This is a genomic window from Prevotella amnii CRIS 21A-A (assembly GCF_000177355.1).
Classification (GTDB): domain Bacteria; phylum Bacteroidota; class Bacteroidia; order Bacteroidales; family Bacteroidaceae; genus Prevotella; species Prevotella amnii.
Window position 1 is genome coordinate 25,190 of sequence record NZ_ADFQ01000085.1, and the last position, 22,125, is coordinate 47,314.

General features: G+C 35.9%; 16 protein-coding genes. 8 read left to right on the forward strand and 8 right to left on the reverse strand.

Annotation, left to right across the window (positions count from 1 at the left end; genetic code table 11):
- Positions 1-3: 3 nt before the first annotated feature.
- Positions 4-1,929, reverse strand: a complete 1,926-nt coding sequence (gene yidC, locus HMPREF9018_RS07565) for a membrane protein insertase YidC (RefSeq protein ID WP_008450141.1) — start codon at positions 1,927-1,929, stop codon at positions 4-6.
- Between the two features lie 5 nt (positions 1,930-1,934).
- Entirely contained in the window at positions 1,935-3,539 is a 1,605-nt protein-coding gene (locus HMPREF9018_RS07570) for a CTP synthase (protein ID WP_008450146.1), read from the reverse strand.
- A 292-nt stretch (positions 3,540-3,831) separates the two neighbouring features.
- Here HMPREF9018_RS07570 and HMPREF9018_RS07575 point away from each other — a divergent pair, with 292 nt between their 5' ends.
- Together HMPREF9018_RS07575 and HMPREF9018_RS07580 are read left to right on the forward strand one after the other, a co-directional pair.
- Positions 3,832-5,103 carry a DUF3078 domain-containing protein gene (locus tag HMPREF9018_RS07575; RefSeq protein ID WP_008450149.1) on the forward strand — a complete coding sequence of 424 codons (1,272 nt, stop codon included), beginning with the start codon at positions 3,832-3,834 and terminating at the stop codon, positions 5,101-5,103.
- 38 nt (positions 5,104-5,141) lie between these two features.
- A complete protein-coding gene (locus HMPREF9018_RS07580) occupies positions 5,142-6,482 on the forward strand; it encodes a YihY/virulence factor BrkB family protein (RefSeq protein WP_008450174.1) in 1,341 nt (446 codons plus the stop codon).
- Between the two features lie 242 nt (positions 6,483-6,724).
- Here HMPREF9018_RS07580 and HMPREF9018_RS07585 read toward each other — a convergent pair whose 3' ends face one another.
- Both HMPREF9018_RS07585 and HMPREF9018_RS07590 read right to left on the reverse strand, forming a co-directional pair.
- Complete coding sequence (locus HMPREF9018_RS07585) at positions 6,725-7,561, reverse strand: DnaJ domain-containing protein (RefSeq protein ID WP_008450151.1); 837 nt, start codon at positions 7,559-7,561, stop codon at positions 6,725-6,727.
- Positions 7,562-7,634: 73 nt separating this feature from the next.
- Complete coding sequence (locus tag HMPREF9018_RS07590) at positions 7,635-8,081, reverse strand: type I restriction enzyme HsdR N-terminal domain-containing protein (protein WP_008450155.1); 447 nt, start codon at positions 8,079-8,081, stop codon at positions 7,635-7,637.
- 349 nt (positions 8,082-8,430) lie between these two features.
- On the opposite strand from HMPREF9018_RS07590, the gene uvrA reads away from it, so the two are divergent.
- Positions 8,431-11,268, forward strand: coding sequence for an excinuclease ABC subunit UvrA (gene uvrA, locus HMPREF9018_RS07595; RefSeq protein ID WP_039864669.1), 2,838 nt, complete (start codon positions 8,431-8,433; stop codon positions 11,266-11,268).
- A 224-nt stretch (positions 11,269-11,492) separates the two neighbouring features.
- Here the strand turns inward: uvrA and HMPREF9018_RS07600 are convergent, their stop codons facing one another.
- Positions 11,493-12,644 (reverse strand): hypothetical protein, encoded by a 1,152-nt coding sequence (locus HMPREF9018_RS07600; protein ID WP_008450075.1) that lies wholly within the window; start codon positions 12,642-12,644, stop codon positions 11,493-11,495.
- Between the two features lie 49 nt (positions 12,645-12,693).
- Positions 12,694-13,485 (reverse strand): DeoR/GlpR family DNA-binding transcription regulator, encoded by a 792-nt coding sequence (locus tag HMPREF9018_RS07605; protein WP_008450061.1) that lies wholly within the window; start codon positions 13,483-13,485, stop codon positions 12,694-12,696.
- A 473-nt stretch (positions 13,486-13,958) separates the two neighbouring features.
- Here HMPREF9018_RS07605 and glpA point away from each other — a divergent pair, with 473 nt between their 5' ends.
- Genes glpA through glpC form a run of 3 tightly spaced genes read left to right on the forward strand, consistent with a single transcriptional unit; the run spans position 13,959 to position 18,080 of the window.
- Entirely contained in the window at positions 13,959-15,575 is a 1,617-nt protein-coding gene (gene glpA / locus HMPREF9018_RS07610; protein WP_008450077.1) for an anaerobic glycerol-3-phosphate dehydrogenase subunit A, read from the forward strand.
- Positions 15,575-16,816 carry an anaerobic glycerol-3-phosphate dehydrogenase subunit GlpB gene (gene glpB, locus HMPREF9018_RS07615; protein WP_008450096.1) on the forward strand — a complete coding sequence of 414 codons (1,242 nt, stop codon included), beginning with the start codon at positions 15,575-15,577 and terminating at the stop codon, positions 16,814-16,816. Before glpA ends, glpB begins: the two co-directional genes overlap by 1 nt.
- 13 nt (positions 16,817-16,829) lie before the next feature.
- Positions 16,830-18,080, forward strand: a complete 1,251-nt coding sequence (glpC, locus tag HMPREF9018_RS07620) for an anaerobic glycerol-3-phosphate dehydrogenase subunit GlpC (RefSeq protein WP_008450147.1) — start codon at positions 16,830-16,832, stop codon at positions 18,078-18,080.
- Between the two features lie 156 nt (positions 18,081-18,236).
- Here glpC and HMPREF9018_RS07625 read toward each other — a convergent pair whose 3' ends face one another.
- Both HMPREF9018_RS07625 and HMPREF9018_RS07630 read right to left on the reverse strand, forming a co-directional pair.
- Positions 18,237-18,773, reverse strand: coding sequence for an HDIG domain-containing metalloprotein (locus HMPREF9018_RS07625; protein ID WP_008450110.1), 537 nt, complete (start codon positions 18,771-18,773; stop codon positions 18,237-18,239).
- A gap of 89 nt (positions 18,774-18,862) precedes the next feature.
- Positions 18,863-20,641: a biotin/lipoyl-binding protein gene (locus HMPREF9018_RS07630; RefSeq protein ID WP_008450092.1), complete on the reverse strand. Its 1,779-nt coding sequence runs from the start codon at positions 20,639-20,641 to the stop codon at positions 18,863-18,865.
- 147 nt (positions 20,642-20,788) lie between these two features.
- Here HMPREF9018_RS07630 and HMPREF9018_RS07635 point away from each other — a divergent pair, with 147 nt between their 5' ends.
- Together HMPREF9018_RS07635 and HMPREF9018_RS07640 are read left to right on the forward strand one after the other, a co-directional pair.
- The gene (locus tag HMPREF9018_RS07635) at positions 20,789-21,607 is read left to right on the forward strand and encodes a hypothetical protein (protein ID WP_008450131.1); all 819 of its coding nucleotides are present in this window, start codon (positions 20,789-20,791) and stop codon (positions 21,605-21,607) included.
- A gap of 14 nt (positions 21,608-21,621) precedes the next feature.
- Positions 21,622-22,074 carry a DUF6078 family protein gene (locus HMPREF9018_RS07640; RefSeq protein WP_008450091.1) on the forward strand — a complete coding sequence of 151 codons (453 nt, stop codon included), beginning with the start codon at positions 21,622-21,624 and terminating at the stop codon, positions 22,072-22,074.
- Positions 22,075-22,125: the final 51 nt, after the last annotated feature.

Sequence of the window (22,125 nt, forward strand, 5' to 3'; positions counted from 1 at the left end):
ATATTAATATTTTTTTCTTTTATTAAGTTCCTCTTGCCTACGCCTAATATCTTCCTGCTTTTTTGCCTGAAGCTCCTGCAAGGCTTGCATACGAGCAGCTAAGCCGCCCATCTTCTTCTTAGGATTATTTTTGTTCTCTTTCCTTCTGTTTTCCAAATAAGCTAACAGCTTTTCTTCATTTGTAGTCTTACGAAGAGCCCACATAATAGCTGCAGAGAAGAATAGTGAAACAAAATAATAGAAATTTAATCCTGAAGAGTAATCATTAAAAACAAAGAAGAAGAACAGTGGCATAAATAGCATCATATATTGCATCATCTTCATCTGATCGCCTTGCGAGCCTACCATCTGGTCTTTCTGTTGCTGCATAGTAAACCAAGAATAAAGCAAGTTAGCTGCACAGAATAAAATACAAGTAAGCGAGATATGATCGCCTATCAACCAAACATTATGCCCCCACTCTACAATTGGGTCATACGTGCTTAAGTCCTTCATCCATAAGAAGCTTTCACCACGCAGCTGTATAGCATTAGGAACAAAGTTGAACATAGCTATCCATATAGGTGCTTGTATAAGCATTGGCAAACAGCCCGAGAGCGGGCTAACACCATACTCTGAATACATCTGCATCATAGCCTGCTGCTTCTTCATCTGATCTTCTTTACCATTATACTGCTTAGTAGCCTCATCGAGTTTTGGCTTTAATACGCGCATCTTTGCAGAGCTCATATAGCTCTTTTTTACCATAGGATAAGTAATGGCCTTAAGCAGCAAAGTAATTAGTATTAATACTATACCCATAGGGAACAGCTTGCTCAGAAAATCGAACACGTATATAGTAAACCAACGATTAATGATACGGAACAGTGGCCAGCCTAAGTAAACCAAACGTTGCATCTCAAGATTTTTACCAAAAGTGCTCTCTGCCTCTACTGCTTGCAGCTTACGAAAGTCGTTTGGTCCAAAATAAAACTCAAACTCTGAAGGCTTCTTTCCACTGGGATCGAAAGCTGTTTTCATATTAGCTTCATACTGCTTTAGATAGCCAGAAGATTTATCTTGTGGCACACTCTTTAGCTTAGCACCTGAAGAGAAGTTGTCTTTAGAAATCATAACAGCCGAAAAGAACTGATTTTTAAAAGCTACCCAGTCTGTAGTTTCCTCTGTAGTTTCTTCTTTTTCAGCCCCCTCACTTAGGTAACTTGTACCTCCTTCGCTCTTCTTATACGTAAGCGTTGCATAGCGATTTTCAAAAGAAAAGCCACGCTCCTGCTGCCGCACCTTATCAAGCCACTCTACCTCCATCTGATTATTAGTAGGACTAAATAACCCTTCTACGCCCTGCGCCTTAACGCTAAGATGCAACAGATAGTCTTTACCTAACTTATAAGTTAATGTCAATGATTTTCCCTGTGCTGCATTTGCTGTAAAAGTTACAGTAGAATCGGTCTGATTAGTAGGAGTAAAATAAAGATCTTTTGTCTCTATATTATTAGCCTTTGCTGCTAAAGCAAAGTTAAGACTCTGATCATTACTATCAAAAAGGGTTACATACGGCAAATCCTTTGATCCATCCTTAACAGCTATATTATGCCCTACATAGTTTTTTATAATAGCCTTTGTAACAACACCTCCCTTGCTGCTTAACGTAAGAGCCACATTGTTATTTTTTAAGACTATATCCTGCTTTTTTCCTTTCAACGCTTCATAAAAAAGCTTTGTTGTGTCTAAAGCTACAGCTTGCTTTACTTGCTCTGCCTTAAAGCTATCTTCTTTATCCTTTTGTGCTTTTTTAGCAGTAGCTATAGAGTCGGCTACAAATTGTTTTCTCTGTTGTGCTATCTGTTCTTTTGAAGGCTGTTGCCACCAAGCAAAGCCAAAAAGCACTAACGCCATTAGGACAAAGCCTGTAATAGTGTTTTTATCCATTATTCTTATTTCTTATTTTCAATTGCTGTTTTTACAAAATCTACAAAAAGAGGGTGCGGGTTTAGCACTGTAGACTGATATTCTGGGTGAAACTGTGTACCTATATACCACTTCAAACTTGGTATTTCCACTATTTCCACTAATTCGCTCTCAGGATTTTTTCCTACACAGTTCATGCCGTTACGCTCATATTCCTTTATATAATCGCTATTAAATTCGTAACGATGGCGATGACGTTCCTGTATGTATTCTTGCTTATATATATTAAATGTACGCGAACCTTGTTTCAAAACACATTCATAAGCCCCTAAACGCATTGTACCTCCCATACTGGTTATGTTCTTTTGCTCTTCCATAATGTCTATTACATTATGCTTGGTCTTCTCGTCCATCTCACGTGAGTTAGCGTCCTTATAACCTAAAACATTACGTGCAAACTCTATAACCATCATCTGCATACCTAAACATATACCAAAAGTAGGAATATCATGAGTACGGGTATAATGAGCTGCAACTATCTTTCCTTCAACTCCTCGCTGCCCAAAACCAGGACATATCACTATACCATCTTGCCCCTTCAGATGCTCTGCTACATTATCTTGGGTAAGCTCTTCGGAATTGATAAAAGTAAGCACAGTCTTATAATCATTATAAGTACCTGCTTGCAAAAGCCCTTCACGAATGCTCTTATAAGCATCTTGTAAATCGTATTTGCCTACCAACCCTATATGTACTTCTTTCTTTGCCTTACGCCTACGCTCAAGAAAGGCTTTCCATGGACCTAACTCTGGTGTAGGTCCTATAGGCTCACCACACTTACGTAATATAGCCACATCAAGCCCTTCCTCTAACATCTTTAAAGGCACTTCATATATACTTGGCAAATCTTCGCTCTGAACGACACAGTCTAAATCGACATTACAAAAAGCTGCCACCTTCTTTCTAAGAGACTCGTCAAGGTGTAACTCGGTGCGAAGAATAAGTATATCAGGCTGTATACCTACACTTTGCAGCTCTTTTACACTATGCTGTGTAGGCTTTGTTTTAAGCTCTCCTGCTGCTTTAAGATAAGGTACGTATGTTAAATGTAGGTTTATGGCTCTCTTACCAAGCTCCCATTTCATCTGCCTAATAGCTTCTAAGAAAGGTGCCGACTCTATATCGCCAATAGTACCTCCTATCTCTGTAATAACAAAATCGTAATGCTTCTTCTTGCCTAACATCTTTATGTTACGCTTTATCTCATCTGTGATATGAGGTACCACCTGAATGGTCTTACCTAAATAATCGCCACGACGCTCCTTATCTATAACACTTTTATAGATTCTACCCGTTGTCATCGAGTTAGCCTTAGTCGTTTTAATATCGGTAAATCTCTCATAGTGCCCTAAGTCAAGATCTGTCTCCATACCATCAACGGTTACATAACACTCTCCATGCTCATAAGGATTTAATGTTCCGGGATCGATATTGATATATGGATCAAACTTTTGAATTGTAATATTATAGCCTCTTGCCTGTAGGAGCTTACCTATTGACGAAGATATAATTCCCTTCCCTAAAGAAGAAACAACACCACCTGTTACGAAAATATACTTTGTTTCAGCCACGATAGATATTTTTTAAGTTTATAAGTATAAAGGCATAATTGCCCCAAACTAAAGTGCAAAGATACAAAAATATGTGTATTAATCGTTTCATATCTATATTTTTCTCACAAAAGAAAACATTACAACAAAACAAATAAAGCTATTTCACAAGAAAATAACTTCTAAACAGTCATTACTACCTATATAAATTATATCTTTTTACATGCCTTTTATATAGCATAGATTAAAAAAGAATTGTAATTTTGCAAACAAGAGATTCTTTTTATTTTAATCAAAATATTTCAAAGTCAACATGAAACGTTTTCTAACAGCTATAACTTTCCTTTTCTTAATCTTATTATATGGCTTCGCACAAGCCACTACTACTGCACCTATAAAAACCCCTACTAAAGACATTTACCTACAATACATCGACTCTCTACAAGCAAAAAGGGACACAATATTATATAGTAAAAACTTTAGCTTATCGCCTAAAGATAAAATAAAATATAAAGAAGTGAGGCTATTTATGCCTACTACTTTTTACCACGACATTATACATAAGTCGTTTGCACCAAATAACACACTCTCCAGCTTTGACAACACACTGCTTAATATTTACTTACAACGCCCTTATCTCGTAGAAAACTCCTCTACTAAGCTAACAAAAGATATTAACACTATTGACAATCTTAGGGTTACTATTCATCATGATGCTGAAATAGTAAAAAAAGCAGAGGAGAAAACTCCAGAGCCTATAGCAGCCCCCATAAAAGTCATGATAAAGAAGCCTAATTTCTGGGCTTTCAAAGGCGATTATTCTTTACAGATGATGCAGAACATTGTTACCGACAATTGGTTTCAAGGAGGTGAAAGCAACTATTCTGCCTTGGGAGCTATAAGTATGCAAGCCAACTATAATAACAAACAAAAAATAAAGTGGGATAATTTTCTTGAAATGCGTTTCGGCATTCAAAGCACACGGTCAGACTCCTTACACAGAGTAAAAACTACAAACGACCTTATACGTCTTACATCAAAATTCGGATTACAAGCTACAAAGCGTTGGTATTACTCTGTGCAGATCATTGCCAACACGCAGTTTGCACACTCATATAAAGCCAACGACCCTAAAGTATATTCAGACTTTCTTGCACCATTCAACTTAAATTTATCTCTCGGTATGGACTATTCCATAGACTGGGCTAATCATCATTTAAAAGGAAACATACATATAGCGCCTTTGGCATACAACATGAAATATACCAGACTTTTAGACCTCTCATCACGTTTAGGAATAGGGACAAACAAACATGTTCTTAACGATATAGGTTCTGAATTTAATATACAGTTAGACTGGAAAATACTCGAAATGCTTTTATGGCGTACTCGCCTTTACGGATATACCACCTATTCACGTACAGAAATAGAATGGGAAAACCTCATTTCATTCAAATTCAACAGATATATTTCTACACAGCTATTTATATATCCGCGCTTCGATGACGGTGTGGCTCGTGATAATAATCATGGCTTTTGGCAGTTTAAGGAATATGCTTCCATCGGATTTCAATATAACTTTTAATCAATCAGTAAAATAACCACAAGACATACAAATATATAATGGCAAAAAAAGCTATAACTATCAATAAGCTAATCTTCTTCTTTAAACGCCAAATATGGAGACATTCCTATGTACGTTTTAAGGATAATCCTTTAATATATATAGCTCAAAGGCTATATCTTGTGTTTAACGGACTTTTCGTAGAACGCCATTGGGGATATGCTGCACAATTAACATACAACACCCTGATGGCACTTGTACCTATGTTTGCTGCTATCTTAGCTATCGCACGTGGGTTCGGATTTGAGGACTATATCGTAGAATGGTGTAGACAGCTCTTTGCTAATCAGCCTAATACTGCTAAAGTAGTATTAAACTTAGCAAAATCGTATATCAACTATACCCATACTGGTGTTATCCTTGGCATTAGCTTAGTATGGATGCTATATTCTGTAATATCGCTCTTTAACAACATAGAAGCTGTCTTTAATGGCATTTGGGGAGTAAAGAAAGAACGTAGCATGGGTAGGGCTATTACCGATTATGTCTCTATACTGATATTCCTGCCTCTTACATTAATCTTACTTTCCGGGCTTAGCATTTTCTTTCAATCTGTAATAGGACATCTTCCAGAGTTCCAACTTCTCACGCCTATCTTGCAAGAGCTTATCAGCTTTATGCTACCTCTATCTATACTAACACTTCTCTTCATCTCTATGTACACGCTCTTACCTAACACTAAAGTGCGTGTATCTATGATATTTATTCCTGCTTTAATGGCTGCATTCAGCATTATTATTATACAAAGTATCTACATACATTGCCAAGTGTTTTTTGCAAGTTATAATCTCATTTATGGCTCTTTAGCTGCCTTACCCCTACTTATGTTATGGCTACAGCTTTCATGGTATATCTGTATAGGCTTTGCTGAGTTAGGACGAGCTAATCAGGAGCTTACAGACGGAAGATATATCGGCGAGATGCGTAAGGATAGCCCACGAGAAAAGCTACGCAAAGCCTGCGTTATAATGAGCATTATGGGGCGTAGACAAATGAACGCGGAAGGACCTACTGACGCTCAATTGCTACAACAACTAACAAGCTATACTTATACACAGATTATGCGCTCTATTAACGACCTTATAAAAGCAAAACTAATAACCAAAACCCTTAATGAAAACAATATAGAAGTATTTACGCTTAACCACGACTCTTCCAAACTTACAATGGGCTTTATCATTCGCTCGCTACTTGGAACAAAGGCACGCCAACGCAAAAATAGCACAAGCCTACATATCAATGATAACGAAGAAACATTACTTAACAAACACTTCGACAACTATATAAAGTCTATTGACAGTATAGCTGTTACCAAATTAACTAACAAAAAAGACTATTAGAAAAGCCATCTTCTACATTCTTAAAAATAAGATTTTTCAGAAAAGAGAAACATACTTAAAGATTAAAAATAAGTTATTTTTGATTCATTTTTAACCTATTTTTAAACCAAAAATAGGTTATTTTTCTTTTCTATACATGATTTTTACCATAAAGAAAGCAGACCTTTTTCTTACAAAGAAGCATAAGTTTTCCAGTGTATAGACATCTTTTCCCCTTCCTAAACATAAAAGACGCCCATATACTATATATTTCTTGCTTTATATATAGCTTCTTTAGCTGCGTTTATCTCTTGAAATTTAACTTCTGCGGCTTTCCTTATATCCTCACCAAGCGATGCCACACGGTCTGGGTGATGCCTAAGAGCCATTTTGCGGTAAGCGTCTTTTACCTCTTTATCCGTTGCCGAAGGTGATATTCCTAATATCTTATAATATACATTAAGATCCGCTTTCGAAGATGAATATTTTTGCTTTCCCTCGTATGAATACCCCATATTTAGCATAGATTCAACATCTTGCACGCTAAGATGAAGATGAAGGGCTATATCCTTTAATACCTCTACTTCCTGAAAAGACACCGTTCCGTCTGCTTTGGCTATCATTATAAGATAATCGAGAAGCTGAAGGCGCTGCTCTTCACTCATGTTAAACGATATTTCCATGCAACTTCTATGGATAACATTCTTAAAAGCAAGCATACCTTCATTATCCATTTTTTCAAAAAGACGTTTAAGAATAATCTCACCTTGCAAAACAGCTTCATCACCAAAATTATAACGAAGGAACTTACGAACATATTCCATTTCAGAATGCATAACCTTAGAATCTGCCTTAATGACATAAGAAGATAGCACAAGCAGGGAAAAGAGAAAAGAGTTGCGCATCTCTTCAAAAGATGTTTCTCTATAATTTTCTGCCGACGATTCTCCGTCATAACCGCTATTATTAACTTTGCCGTCTGCCCCTTTTGCTGCATCTGCTAACAGGCTACCGATACAGTAACCTGCCAAAGCTCCTAATATATTACCACCTGAAAGTATCCAGCCAAGTGCTGCACCTATCCATTTTCTCTTAGCCATTATCTATATATTTATTGTTTTTAAAATAAGTCTTTTGCAATAAATGTGCCAATAATGTTTTAATATAATTTCTCTACAACTCTTCATAATATGGTATATCATCTAAAAACATATATCTTTTCTCCTTTTCATTAAGCTTGCAAACATATATTTCTATTCCATTAGTTACTATAATATATGGCACTGAAAGAAGGATATTATAACTAAAAATCTGATCAAAAACCCTTTGAGTGATAGATATTTTAGGAGCTTTATACTCTATTATCATGCGGGGCTTTAACATTTTATCGTATAAAACACTATCGGCTCTCAACTTTTTATTACCTAAGTTGAGGCTAATTTCGTTTGCTAAAAGTGCTTGAGGATAATTTTTCTTTTCAACGACAAAACGTATAAAACTTTGTCGCACCCATTCCTCTGGTGTTAAGGCTATATATTTACGACGAAGTATATCTAAAACATAACGTCGCCCATTGTGTTCTTTTATAGAGAGATCCTTATATAAAAAGTTTGCTTTCATTGCCTTTTATTATATTTTTATGATATAGCACAAACAAAGTAAGCATACTTAATGCTTAAAACATATTGCATAGTTTATCCACTAACAAAGGTACATATTTTCTGTAAAGTGCTAACAAATTTCCCTTTTAAAGTATAGAGCTATAATGAAAAACAAATATCTCATACCTTAAAAACCTAAAAGCAAACAACATTAGTAAAACTATAAAATAATGATTTTTAATATATTGCAAGGACATAATAACTATTTTGTCATGTTGCGCTTTTTTTGTACTTTTGTTTTTCATAAACAATATTCATATCACTCACAAAAAAACAGTGGGCTAAATACAGGATTTCAAAATCTTTTTATGCAGAAATATATAGAGGTAAAGGGTGCAAAGGTAAACAACCTAAAAAACATAAATGTAAAATTACCACAAGAAAAATTTATCGTTATCACAGGAGTATCAGGTTCAGGAAAATCGTCTTTAGCTTTTGATACTTTATATGCAGAAGGACAACGCAGATACGTTGAAAGCTTATCAGCATACGCGAGGCAGTTTCTTGGCAGAATGGCAAAACCTAATGTCGATTTTATTAAAGGGCTACCTCCTGCTATAGCTATAGAGCAGAAGGTTATCTCAAGGAATACTCGGTCTACAGTAGGGACATCTACCGAGATATATGAATACTTACGCTTGCTTTTTTCAAGGATAGGGCACACATATAGTCCTATTAGCGGAAAAGAGGTAAAACACAACTCTATAGAAGATGTAATAGAAAAGGTAAAAGAATATCCAGAAGGGACTAAATTCTGCATTTTAACACCTATACATATAGCCGAAGATAGGACTTTTACACAACAGTTAGAAATGAATATGCAAGAAGGCTATAACCGCATTTATATAGATGGCGACTTTATAAGAATAGATGACTATTTAGAAAAGTCTCACGATAAGAATATAAATGAAAAAGATGTTTTCCTTGTAATAGATCGTCTCTCTTTAGATGGCACAAAAGATAATATCTCTCGACTTACAGACTCTTGTGAAACAGCATTTTTTGAAGGACACGGAGAGCTATTATTACTCTTTTTACCCTCAAAAACTATTTACAATTTCTCTATACGCTTTGAAGCAGATGGTATTATTTTCGATGAGCCTAATGATAATATGTTTTCTTTTAACTCGCCTATAGGAGCTTGTCCTACATGTGAAGGGTTTGGTAGTGTTATCGGAATAGACGAAAGGTTAGTGATTCCCGACACCACACTATCTGTATACGATGGCTGCGTGCAATGCTGGCATGGCGATAAGATGAAACAATGGAAAGAAGAATTTTGCCGCCGTGCTGCAAAAGACGATTTCCCTATCTTTAAGCCGTATCATAAGCTGACACAAAAACAGAAAGACCAGCTTTGGAAAGGACTACCTTGCGAAAAAAACATGGACATTCATGACAAATTTTGCATTAATGCCTTTTTTCAAATGCTGAAAGAAAATCAGTACAAGATACAGTATCGTGTAATGTTGAGTAGGTATAGAGGGAAAACTACTTGCCCTGACTGCAACGGAAACCGCTTAAAAAAAGAAGCATCATGGGTGAAAATAGCAGATAAAGCCATAACCGACTTAATAAATATGCCTATTATAAAACTAAAAAAGTGGTTTGACAATTTAGAGCTGCCTAATAATGAAAAAAATATAAGTAAACGTCTGCTGGTGGAAATAATTAATAGGCTACAATTTCTCATAGACGTAGGACTGGGATACCTTACCCTTAACAGACAATCTAACACATTAAGCGGAGGTGAAAGTCAGCGCATTAATCTTGCTACCTCATTAGGTTCGCCTTTAGTAGGCTCTCTTTATATTTTAGATGAACCCTCTATCGGACTTCATAGCAGAGATACCGAACGCCTTATCTATGTTCTTAAAGAATTACAAAAAAGTGGTAACACGGTAATAGTGGTAGAACATGATGAAGAAATAATGAGAGCAGCCGATTATCTGATAGACATGGGGCCTGATGCAGGCAACTTGGGAGGAAAAATAGTGTTTGAAGGCAACATGAAAACGTTAGACAGTAAGCTAAACGACAAAGATGCTATAAACAAACTTTTAAAGAAATATCCACTATCGCATACCATTGCATATCTTACTCATAATGAGAAGATAGAAGTTCCATCTACACGACGCCCATGGAATTTATACATAAACATAAAAGGTGCGCGTATGAACAATCTTAAAGGCTTTGATGTAAAGATTCCTCTTAACATTTTTACAGCTATTACCGGAGTAAGTGGTAGCGGAAAATCTTCACTTATAAAAGGAATTCTTTACCCTGCACTAAAACGTAAGTTAGACGAAGCTGCTGATATGCCTGGCGAATACTCAAGCATGGAAGGAGATTGGAAAAAAATAAAGCATGTAGAGCTCGTCGACCAAAACCCTATAGGGAAAAGCACTCGCTCTAATCCTGCTACATACGTTAAAGCTTACGATGAAATTCGTAAAATATATGCAGATCAGAAACTATCAAAACAGATGGGTTATACACCACAATTCTTTTCTTTTAATGCAGAAGGAGGAAGATGTGAAGAGTGTAAAGGAGCAGGAGTAACTACAGTAGAAATGCAATTCATGGCAGACTTAACACTAAAATGTGAAACATGCCACGGCAAACGCTTCAAAAAAGAAATTTTAGAAATAAAATATAATGGAAAAAACATATACGATATCTTAGAAATGACCGTATCGGAGGCTATTTCCTTTTTTACAAAAAATAAAAATAAGTCGGTTGTTAAACGATTAAAACCTTTAGAAGATGTCGGATTAGGATATATAAAAATGGGACAAAGTTCCTCTACATTATCCGGTGGAGAGAACCAACGCGTAAAATTAGCTTATTTCATAGGACAAGAACAGATAGAGCCTACCTTATTTATTTTTGATGAACCCACTACAGGCTTACACTTCCATGATATTAAACGCTTACTTACGGCTTTTTATGCACTAATAGAACGTGGTCATTCCATAATCGTTATAGAACACAATTTAGACGTAATAAAATGTGCTGACCACATTATAGACATGGGACCTGAGGGAGGTGATAACGGAGGAAGTATCATTGCAGAAGGAACACCTGAAGAAATAGTAAAATGTAATGCAAGTTTGACGGGTAAATACTTAAAAGAAGTATTATAAAAAGTAACAGATGCTTAGTATAAAATACTACTAATAAAAGAACAACAGGTAAGTTGTAGTATATAAAACACCATACATTAACAAGATTATATCTTATAAAGAAAGAGGGTATACCATTTTTGGCACACCCTCATTTTTTACTTATAAATGCTGTTTTGTAACATAAATAGCACAACAACTTTTATATATAAAATTAAAAAACAGAAGTCATAAAAAGCAGTTTACTAAATAGAGTCTAAATAGTTCTTAGCCGGATTAGCATACATCTCAAGCATACGTTTAGTTAAAAACTCCTCATCACGATTAGGTATCTCTATCCTATTGAGCTGGTTATTAAGATATTGCTCAAACTTACGCTCCTCTTCTAACGTATAATAATCCTTATAATCCTCGCAACCATTTAATAGATCTAAAGCAATATAGTTATTTGGAAACAATTTATAATTACGATATATCTCTTTATCTATATGTAATGCTACAGTGTCAAGCAGCTCAGAATTGTTCATTTCTACCTTTTTTAAAGAATCAAGGTAATCGTTAATACAGCAAGCTGCATGCAAATGAATCTTACCTTTATATCCCATTATACCAGTACGCATACTTATAACATCGTCCATAGGACCTTTTTCCCAATTAATGTTATCTCGCCGTGCCTGATACTCTGCAGCTTTAAGATAATCGCAAGGATCATATTCGTATGAAATAGCTAATGGCGATATGCGTAAAGATTTAAGCCTGTCTAAAGCACTACCCTCTCCTGCGAGAGTTAACATTTTAAGAATAGAACGTTGTGTTCTATCTTTAGAGTCCTTTGAGCGACCTTCACGTTGTGCTATCCATAAATTTTCATGTTTCTCTTTTATAGCAAAATGCATATAGGCAGACAGCGTATGACTAAAGGCTAAACGCTCACGAGCCAATAACCCACGCTTTACTATAAAACTTTTATTAACACGTACTATGTCGAGTACCCATGGAATACTAAGCAAATTATCTCCAATAGCTATTTCGCAAGTAGTAGAAAATTTCTTTTCTATGAGCAACATATCTAATAAAGCTGAATCGAGCACTATATCACGGTGGTTACTCATAAAAGTATAACACTCCTTATTAGAAATCTCTGATATATCCATATCGCAACCAGTACTTTGCTTAGCAAGCAATTCTTTCAAAAACTTATAACAAAAAGCTAACTGAAAGTCTAAATTAGTCTTACAAGCTCGCATCTGTTGTGCTATCACTTCCAAAGGTACATCTGGATATAAAAAACTTAAAACAGCCCTAAACTGTTGGTTAGCAAGCAACCTATCGTACACAGCAGGCAACTCCTCTGGCTCAAAAGGGCGAATATCATTAAAGATATCTGGAATTTTCATTGATTTAAAAAATATTTTATTGTTTAATTTTCGTATAAGAAAAAGGTAATTATTGTTTACTATTTACTTGTGTATTACCGCGAGCTATAACCAGCTTTATACCTAACTCCTCTATGCGTAATACATCAGCCTTCTTTATATGCTCATCTGTAATAATTATATCAATCTCTTCTAAATTAGAAATTTTTGCAAAGCCACGCTTACCAAACTTAGATGAATCGGCCAAAACTATAATCTTTTGAGATGCTTCCATCATGGCTTTGTTAAGGCGGGCTTCACGTATATCAGTTGTTGTAATGCCAAAATCAAAGTCTATACCATCTACTCCAAGGAAAAGCTTACTAAAAGAACACTCGCTTAACATCATTTTGCTATAATCACCCACTACTGATAACGAACTGTGACGAAGTGTTCCACCTAACTGTATAATATCTATATCTTCTTTTTGAGATAGAATTTGCGAAATAGATGTAGAAGAGGTCATAGCCGTTAGCCTATGTTTAGGATGAATACAACGAGCAAAATTATGCAACGTAGTACCTGATGCTATCAAAATAGAATCGTCGTGAGTAATAAGCTGAGCTGCTTCGTAACCTATAGACATCTTCTCCTCTTGATATAAACGCTCTTTATCATTAACAGAACGGTTAATTGTAAACGGATCTATAAGAATAGCTTTACCATGACTACGATATAGCTTACCTTGTATTTCTAATTCTGTTAGATCCTTACGGATTGTTACCGAGGTTACATTAAGTATGGAAGCTAAATCAGTAACAAGAACAGAATCTTTCTTTATTAGCTGATCTAAAATGATAGAATGTCTTTCTTCTTTTGTCATATGAAGATAAGTTTTTATTTCTTATTTATTTAATAGTATACTAAATATATTTTTCAAAGGTACTAATAAAGATAATACTTTTTCTCAAAGTTATTTACTTTTTTAGGGAATAGTGCTTTTTTATAACTTTTTTATATGATATTAACGGCTTCAAAAAACACTTTCATTACGTAAAAATCATATTATTTTACATTTTAAAGACACACTACCAAACACTTATTTTTATACAACATACTATATACATTTACTATAACTTAGTGAAATGTTTGCGCAAACAGCTAAAAAGAACACTGAAGAAAGACTTTCTTATCTTAAAAAATAGTTAAAAATAAAGCTATTCTTTGGATATAAAAACGTCTTATTGTATTTTTGTTTCGCAAAGAAATGTTTTATATTTCGTATCAAAAAAAAACAACTGGTCTTAGTCTCGTTGAACATAAACAATAATCTATTAAACAACCGACATATTTAAAATGAAGGATTTTACAACTAAACATTATGATGTAATTATCATTGGCGGTGGTATTACTGGTGCAGGAACAGCACGCGATTGTGCTATGCGAGGCATGAAAGTACTATTGGTAGAGAAAGATGACCTTACTAATGGGGCTACTGGACGTAATCACGGATTACTCCATAGTGGTGCACGTTATGCCGTAACAGATCAAAGCTCGGCTACAGAATGTATTAAAGAGAACATGATCCTTCGCAAAGTAGCACGCCATTGCGTAGAAGAAACCGATGGACTTTTCATCACTCTTCCCGAAGACGATTTGGCTTATCAGGCTACTTTTGTAGAAGCTTGTCAAAAAGCTGGCATTAACGCAGAGATCATAGATCCCGAAGAAGCGCGCCACATAGAGCCTGCGGTTAACCCTGATCTAATAGGTGCGGTACGTATCCCTGATGCTTCTATCGACCCTTTCCGCCTAACTGCAGCTAACATTCTTGACGCACGAAATCATGGAGCTGATATTCTAACTTACCATGAAGTAACAAACCTTATTGTAAAACAAGACAAAGTGGTAGGTGTAACTCTTCGTAACAACTTAACAGGAGACGTTTATGATATACACTCCTCATTAACAATAAATGCAGCAGGAATATGGGGGCATCTTGTAGCTAAACGTGCAGGAATAACTGTTAATATGTTTCCTGCCAAAGGAACATTGCTTATATTTGGACATCGTGTTAACAATATGGTTATAAATCGTTGTCGTAAGCCTGCTAATGCCGACATATTAGTGCCAGATGATACCGTTTGTGTTATTGGTACTACGAGCGATCGTGTTCCTTTCGATACTATAGACAATCTAAAGGTTACAAACGCCGAGGTAGATTTATTAATAAGAGAAGGCGAAAAATTAGCTCCAAGCCTTGCTACTACACGTGTTTTACGTGCATATGCTGGTGTACGCCCATTAGTTGCAGCAGATAACGATCCCTCAGGAAGGAATATTAGCCGAGGTATTGTATGTTTAGATCATGCCTCACGAGATGGAATGGAGGGATTTATCACCATCACTGGCGGCAAGATGATGACTTATCGCTTAATGGCAGAAGAAGCAACTAACCTTGCTTGTAAAAAACTTAACATTAATAAGCCTTGCCAAACTGCAACCATACCATTACCAGGATCAGAAGAAATCATAAAAGATTCACATGGCAAACGATACAGCACGTCAATAAATGCTGCTGAAGGCAGACATGGACAGTTTGCGAAAGACCTAAAATTAGACACCGTTGAAGATTCTGCTCTTATATGCGAATGTGAAGAAGTCAGTGTTGCAGAAGCAAAATTTGCAATAGAGAAATTACATGTACATAACCTATTAAATCTTCGTCGACGCACTCGTGTAGGTATGGGTACTTGCCAAGGAGAGCTTTGTACTTGTCGTGCAGCTAATTTTATCTGTGGAAATAATGTAAAAAAGTCAGAAGAAGATTTATTAGAATTTATTAATGAACGATGGAAAGGTATGCGCCCTGTAGCATGGGGACAATCGCTTAGCGAGGCGCAGCTATCAGCACATATCTATCAAGATTTATGTGGATTAGACAAACTTAAAGCATCTTTGGAGGAAAAATAATGAAATTTGATACTATTATTATAGGAGGTGGACTAAGTGGCTTAACTGCAGCTAATGTGTTAGCTACAAAAGGACAACGGGTAGCTATTATTACTAATGGGCAAAGCAGCTTACATTTCGCGTCTGGTTCGTTCGATTTATTAGGATATGATGCTAATGGCAAAGAAATAGAAAAAACTTTAGAGGCTATAAAGTATCTAAATGCAAAACATCCATATACTAAAATAGGGGCAGAAAAGATAGCTTTGTTAGCTAATGAAGCACAAGTATTATTAAATTCATGCGGTATCCAAACCATAGGAAGTGCTGAAAGAAACCACTATCGTATCACCCCAATGGGAACATTAAAGCCAACATGGATAAGTATTAAGGGAATGGCTACATGTAAAATGGGAGAAAAACTTGCACATAAAAAGGTTGCTTTAGTAAATATTGCTGGTTTTTTGGATCTTCCTACTAACTTTATTTTAGCCGGACTTTCCAACTGTGGCTTAAATATAGAATTAAAAAGCATTCATTTAAAAGAGTTCGATTATATACGTCGCAATCCTACTGAAATGCGAGCTACAAATATAGCTAAGGTAATCCACGACAAAAATCTAATAGAACGTATAGCTATAGAAATAAATAAGTTATCAGGATATGATACTATTCTTTTCCCTGCAGTAGCAGGATTACGCAATTCTACCGAAGATGAAATGCTACGCAAACTGGTAACTACACCTTTATATTATATAATGCCTATGCCCCCTTCTGTGATGGGAGTACGCGTTGCTATGACAATGATGAATAGTTTTAAGGCACATGGTGGAGTTGAGCTTGTAAGCAACAGGATAAATGGTGGTAAAATAAATGATGGTGAGGTACAATACCTTACTGCCGACCATCTTCCTGAAGAGAAATTAAAAGCTGACAATTATATTCTTGCAACAGGATCATTTATGAGTCAAGGATTAGTAAGTGATTATGAACATATCTTTGAGCCTATTCTTAACCTCGACGTACATGCCTCTTCTAATCGTGAAGAATGGTCGGAAGAATCGGTTTTCGAGCCTCAAGCCTATATGAACTATGGAGTTGCAACCGACTCAAAGTTTCATCCTTTTAAAAAAGATATTACCATTACTAATATGTATGCCATAGGCTCTGTGCTCGAAGGGCATAACCATATCAAGCAAGCTGATGGTACTGGTGTTTCATTATTAACAGCTTTGCAAGTAACAAAGGATATATTAAAGTAATAAGCTAATGACTATGGAAGGTATTCAATTAAAAAACATAAGTAAAAACAACTTAGAACAATGCTTAAAATGTTCTATCTGTACAGCATATTGCCCTGTATCAGCTGTTGAGCCTAAGTATCCCGGTCCTAAACATTCAGGTCCTGACGTAGAACGTTATCGCTTAAAGAACGAAAAATATTTTGAAGAGATACTCAAGCTGTGTCTTAACTGTAAAAGATGTGAAGTAGCTTGCCCACATAATGTACGAATTGCAGACATCATACAAAGTTCGCGTATTAAATATAGTAAAAAGACTCCTAAGTTGCGCGATGTAATGTTGGCAAATACTGACTTTGTCGGAACAATGTCAAACATGGTAGCACCACTTGTCAATTTTTCTTTATCCTTAAAACCAACAAAGATTATACTTCATAATGTCATGGGAATAGACAAACACAGACAATTCCCTGCATATACTACTCAAAAATTTGAAACATGGTATAAGAAGTATGCTGCATCTAAACAAAATGATTATGATAAGCATGTCAGCTATTTTCATGGTTGCTATGTAAATTATAACTTCCCACAACTTGGAAAAGATCTTGTAAAAATCATGAATGCTTGTGGCTATGGTGTCCACTTGTTGGAAAAAGAAAAATGTTGCGGAGTAGCTTTAATAGCTAATGGACTATCAAAGCAAGCGCGCAGACAGGGAGAAATAAATATGGAAAGCATACGAAAATCATACAAGAATGATAATCGTATAGTCCTTACAACAAGTTCTACTTGTACGTTTACCATGCGAGACGAATATAAACATCTTCTCAATATAGATAATGATGATATACGCGAAGGCATAACTTTAGCTACTCGTTTCTTATATCGCCTTATAGAAGAGGGGAAAATAAAACTCGCTTTCCGCAAAGATTTCAAGATGCATGCTGCATATCATTCGGCTTGCCACATGGAACGTATGGGCTGGGTTATTTATAGTACAGAGCTTTTACGTATGATACCTGGGTTAAAACTCACTATACTCAACTCTCAATGCTGTGGTATAGCAGGAACTTATGGCTTCAAAAAAGAAAACTATGCCAATTCTCAAGCAATAGGTAATGACCTTTTCAAGCAGATTAAGGACGTTAATCCCGACTATGTTACTACAGATTGTGAAACTTGCAAATGGCAAATAGAAATGTCTTCAGGCTATAAGGTGCTTAATCCTATATCTATTATTGCAGATGCTTTAGATGTAGAAAAAACTATAGAGCTAAATAAATAGAGAACGTTTTACTTGTTTTGTCTTTAATAATATTATCAACCGTGTATTAATAGTTTTATGCTATAATAATACACGGTCTTATTTTATATTTATCCTTATGTCTCACCATAAGAAAACGCATCTACTTTTATAATATAAAAACACTACTATTAAATGTTATTCAAACCTCACTGCCCAGTTTTTAAAACGTATTATACCTTCTTCACCAAACTTAGAAAGACTCTTTATAGCCTGCTCATACGTTTTAGTAACATTAGGTTTGCTTTTTGAGAAAAACTTATCAGCATAACAAATAATTTCTTCTTCAACCGTTTCTGGTAAAAAGTCTTGCTTGGGAAGAGGCAAATTACAATCTATTATCTGCTGCTTTGTTATACCTGCTCCTGTATGTCGCTCACAAACTCGAGCATGTAACGGATAACCTTCTTTACGCAACAGGTTAGCTCCTAAACGCCCATGACAAATATAAGGCTCACTTCCAAAGCAAAATATGCTGGGAGCATCACAAAGGAAAATCCCTATGTCATGTAACATTGCCGCCTCTTTTATAAAGGCTCTGTTTACCTTTAAGTCAGAATGAGAGTCTACTATAGCAAGAGCTTTATCTGCAACATCCATACTATGTTCTAACAAAAGATGTCTTAACTTATCATTATCAGAATAATATTTATCTATTATAGCAATATAATCCATTAATAAAATGATCTTATAAAATAAAACAATCCATACGTAAGAAGTGTTCTATCGTATGGATTGCTATTTTTATTTATTATAGAAAGTTATCAATCTTTGTGCTCTCGCTCTATATAAGCAATAACATCTCCTTTATTTACCTTAGCTCCTTGCTTTGCATTAATCTCTACAAGTTTACCACCAAGAGCTGCTGGTACTATAACTATCTCACCCCAAGTAGCTACAATATAACAGAAGACATCTCCTTCCTTATATTCCTTACCTATAAATGGCTCTATAGCAGGTGCTGCCTCGCCATCTCCTTGGAACTCCCAGAACAATTGTCCCTTAACAGGAGCTACTAACGCATCGGCTTTAGCATGTTTGAAAGCAGTAGCCTCTTCTATGCTAACACTTGCGCCCAACTTTGCATCTTTAGCTTTTTGCAAGTCGGCAAGGAAATTTTTCTTTGCCTGACCACTCTTATAGTTACGATACTGCTCTGGGTGCATAGCAAGCTCAAATAGCTCTTCATCATCTTGTCCATAATCCCAACCATTCTCATCCATCTCTTTTCGGAAATCGTCTAATGATAAAGGTATAAGGGTGTGAGGATCGGCTGTAGTAAATTCTAATCCTTTCTCTTTGGCTAAAGCTACTATCTCTGGAGCTATCTTGCCCGGTACCTTACCACTCTTACCTAATATCATTCCCCACATAGAATCGTCCATCATGACAAAGCGTCCTTTGCCTTGCTCAAGCGTTAACAAATTCATTAAAGCTATATTCTTAGTATACTGTGAGAAAGGTGTTACCAATGGAGGATAACCTATACGAGGCCAAACATAAGCTACTTCGTCAAAGAGCTTAATTAAAAGGTCGTCTGTAGAAAGCTCTGGCTCTCCTTTCTTTCTACGAAGATTATTTATAGTAGCATGAATACCACCTAAATCTGCCATCATAGAACCCATCATACCTCCGGGTAAGCCGCAGCCAAGAAGTAAAGAACTGGATATTTTGTTTTTAGGATTAATAAAATATCCTAACCATTCATCAATAAACTCTTGAGTCATAGCACGCGCCTTCATATAAGCGTCCATATTTATTTCTGGCACATCAAAGCCTGCATGCTTTAACATACTTTGAACAGAAATAACATCAGGGTGTACCATACCCCATGACAAAGGCTCTATAGCAACATCAAGGATATCGCAACCATTCTTTGCCACCTCAAGCATAGATGCCATAGAAAGACCCGGACCAGAATGGCCATGATATTCTATAACAATGTTAGGGTGCTTATCCTTTATGTTCTTAGTTAGCTGTCCTAATAAAGCTGGCTGCCCAATACCTGCCATATCCTTCAAGCATATCTCTTCTGCACCTGCAGCTATCAACTCTTCTGCAAGATTAGTGTAATAATCTATTGTATGGATAGGAGAAGTAGTAATACAAAGAGCTGCCTGTGGTATCATACCTGCTTCCTTAGCCCACTTTATTGAAGGTGCTATATTACGGATATCATTCAAACCATCAAATATTCGAGGAATATCTACACCCTGTGCCTTCTTTACACGATACATCATAGCACGAACATCATCAGGAACAGTGTACATACGTAAAGCATTTAATCCACGATCAAGCATATGTGTCTGAATACCTGCTTCATGAAGTATCTTTGTATAAGCACGAACTGACTCGTTAGGATTCTCACCAGCCAGCAGATTAACTTGCTCAAAAGCACCACCGTTTGTTTCTACACGTGCGAAACAACCCATTTCTATGAACACCGGAGCTATCTTTACTAACTGATCTTTGCGTGGCTGAAACTTTCCTGAGCTCTGCCACATATCTCTATAAATGAGACTAAATTTTATTTGTTTTGCCATATTTAATGCTATAATTTGCTAATGTATACCTCTTGCACATACGCAATAAGTAGTGCAAAAGTAGATAAAAAATACCAAAAACAAGTGCTAACGACCTACTTTTTGCAATAATTGACTATCTTTGCAAATAGATTTTAACACACTAATATGAAGAATATATATATACTAATTATCACCTTACTTTGTGTAGTATCTTGCTATAATAAAAAAGCTACATACGATTATGGAGCTATAAATAATAGCACGAAGCTAAAAGGCGACAAAACATTATATGGCTTAGCCTGTGATGGGTGTTCCGATTCTATCGTTGTATTCCTGCCTAACGATGGTGGTAACCCTATTCGATTAAACATTGTCAACGCACGCAAGAACAATAAGGTGTTTGGAACACTTAATATAGGCGACGAAATAGCAATATTACTTAACCCACACAACAAAAAAGAAGCCATACTTGTTATAGACTTAGAACAAATGAAAGGCACATGGACTTTCCAAGTAATACCCACTTTAAAGCCAAATCCCTTAAAAACAGAAAGCCAAATAATGGCAGAAATGAGCGACTCTCTAAAACAAGCACTATTTATACCACGCGAATATGGATTTACTCTAAAAAGTTTTAACCAAGCTTCACCCGTGGGATATGTTAAGAAAAATAACACTTTAGAGGACGAAAGCCCGGTAGAATATCCTAAAGTAACTGTATACACTTCATGGCACATTTATAACGGAAAGTTATACCTATATAAAGATACTATTGATAACCATGGGAAACGTATACCTAACGACTCCGTTGGGCATGATGACGGTACGATGATATTTCTTTCAGCCGACTCGATGGCTGCTAAATTTGGAAAAAAAATAATGCAATATCATCGCAAAGCAAGTGCAATAGAAGCTAATAAAAGAGCACAAGAAGCTCAAAAAACTATACCAATAACTGCTAATAAAAAAATAACAACTAAATAACACAAACCATAACAATGAACAAACAAGACCTTACAACCTATTCCATCTCATGCTATGCTAACAATAGCCAGTGCAAACACATTAACGACTGCATACATCAGCATGTTGCAAAACTTCGTAACCAAGACGCTATAAACAACAAAATAGAGCTAACCGTGTCGCCATCATATCTTGCACATGTACAAAAAGAGGGTGAATGCGAATATTATAACTCTAAGGAAGAATTACTTTTTGCAAAAGGCATGACACATATCTTTGATAAAGTGCCTATGGCTATATACCCTCAAATACGCAAAGCCGTAATAGCCGTTTTTGGAAGTAAACGCGTCTTTTTCTACTATCGCAATGGCGAACGCCTTTTACACCCTACACAGCAAGCTGAAATTATTAATATCTTTAATAGTTATAAAATAACGCCACCTACCTTTGATGAGTATATTAAGTCTATCGACTGGGATAAAGCATAACTAAAAAACATTATCTAATCATAAATGTAACACACATACATAAGTAGTGTA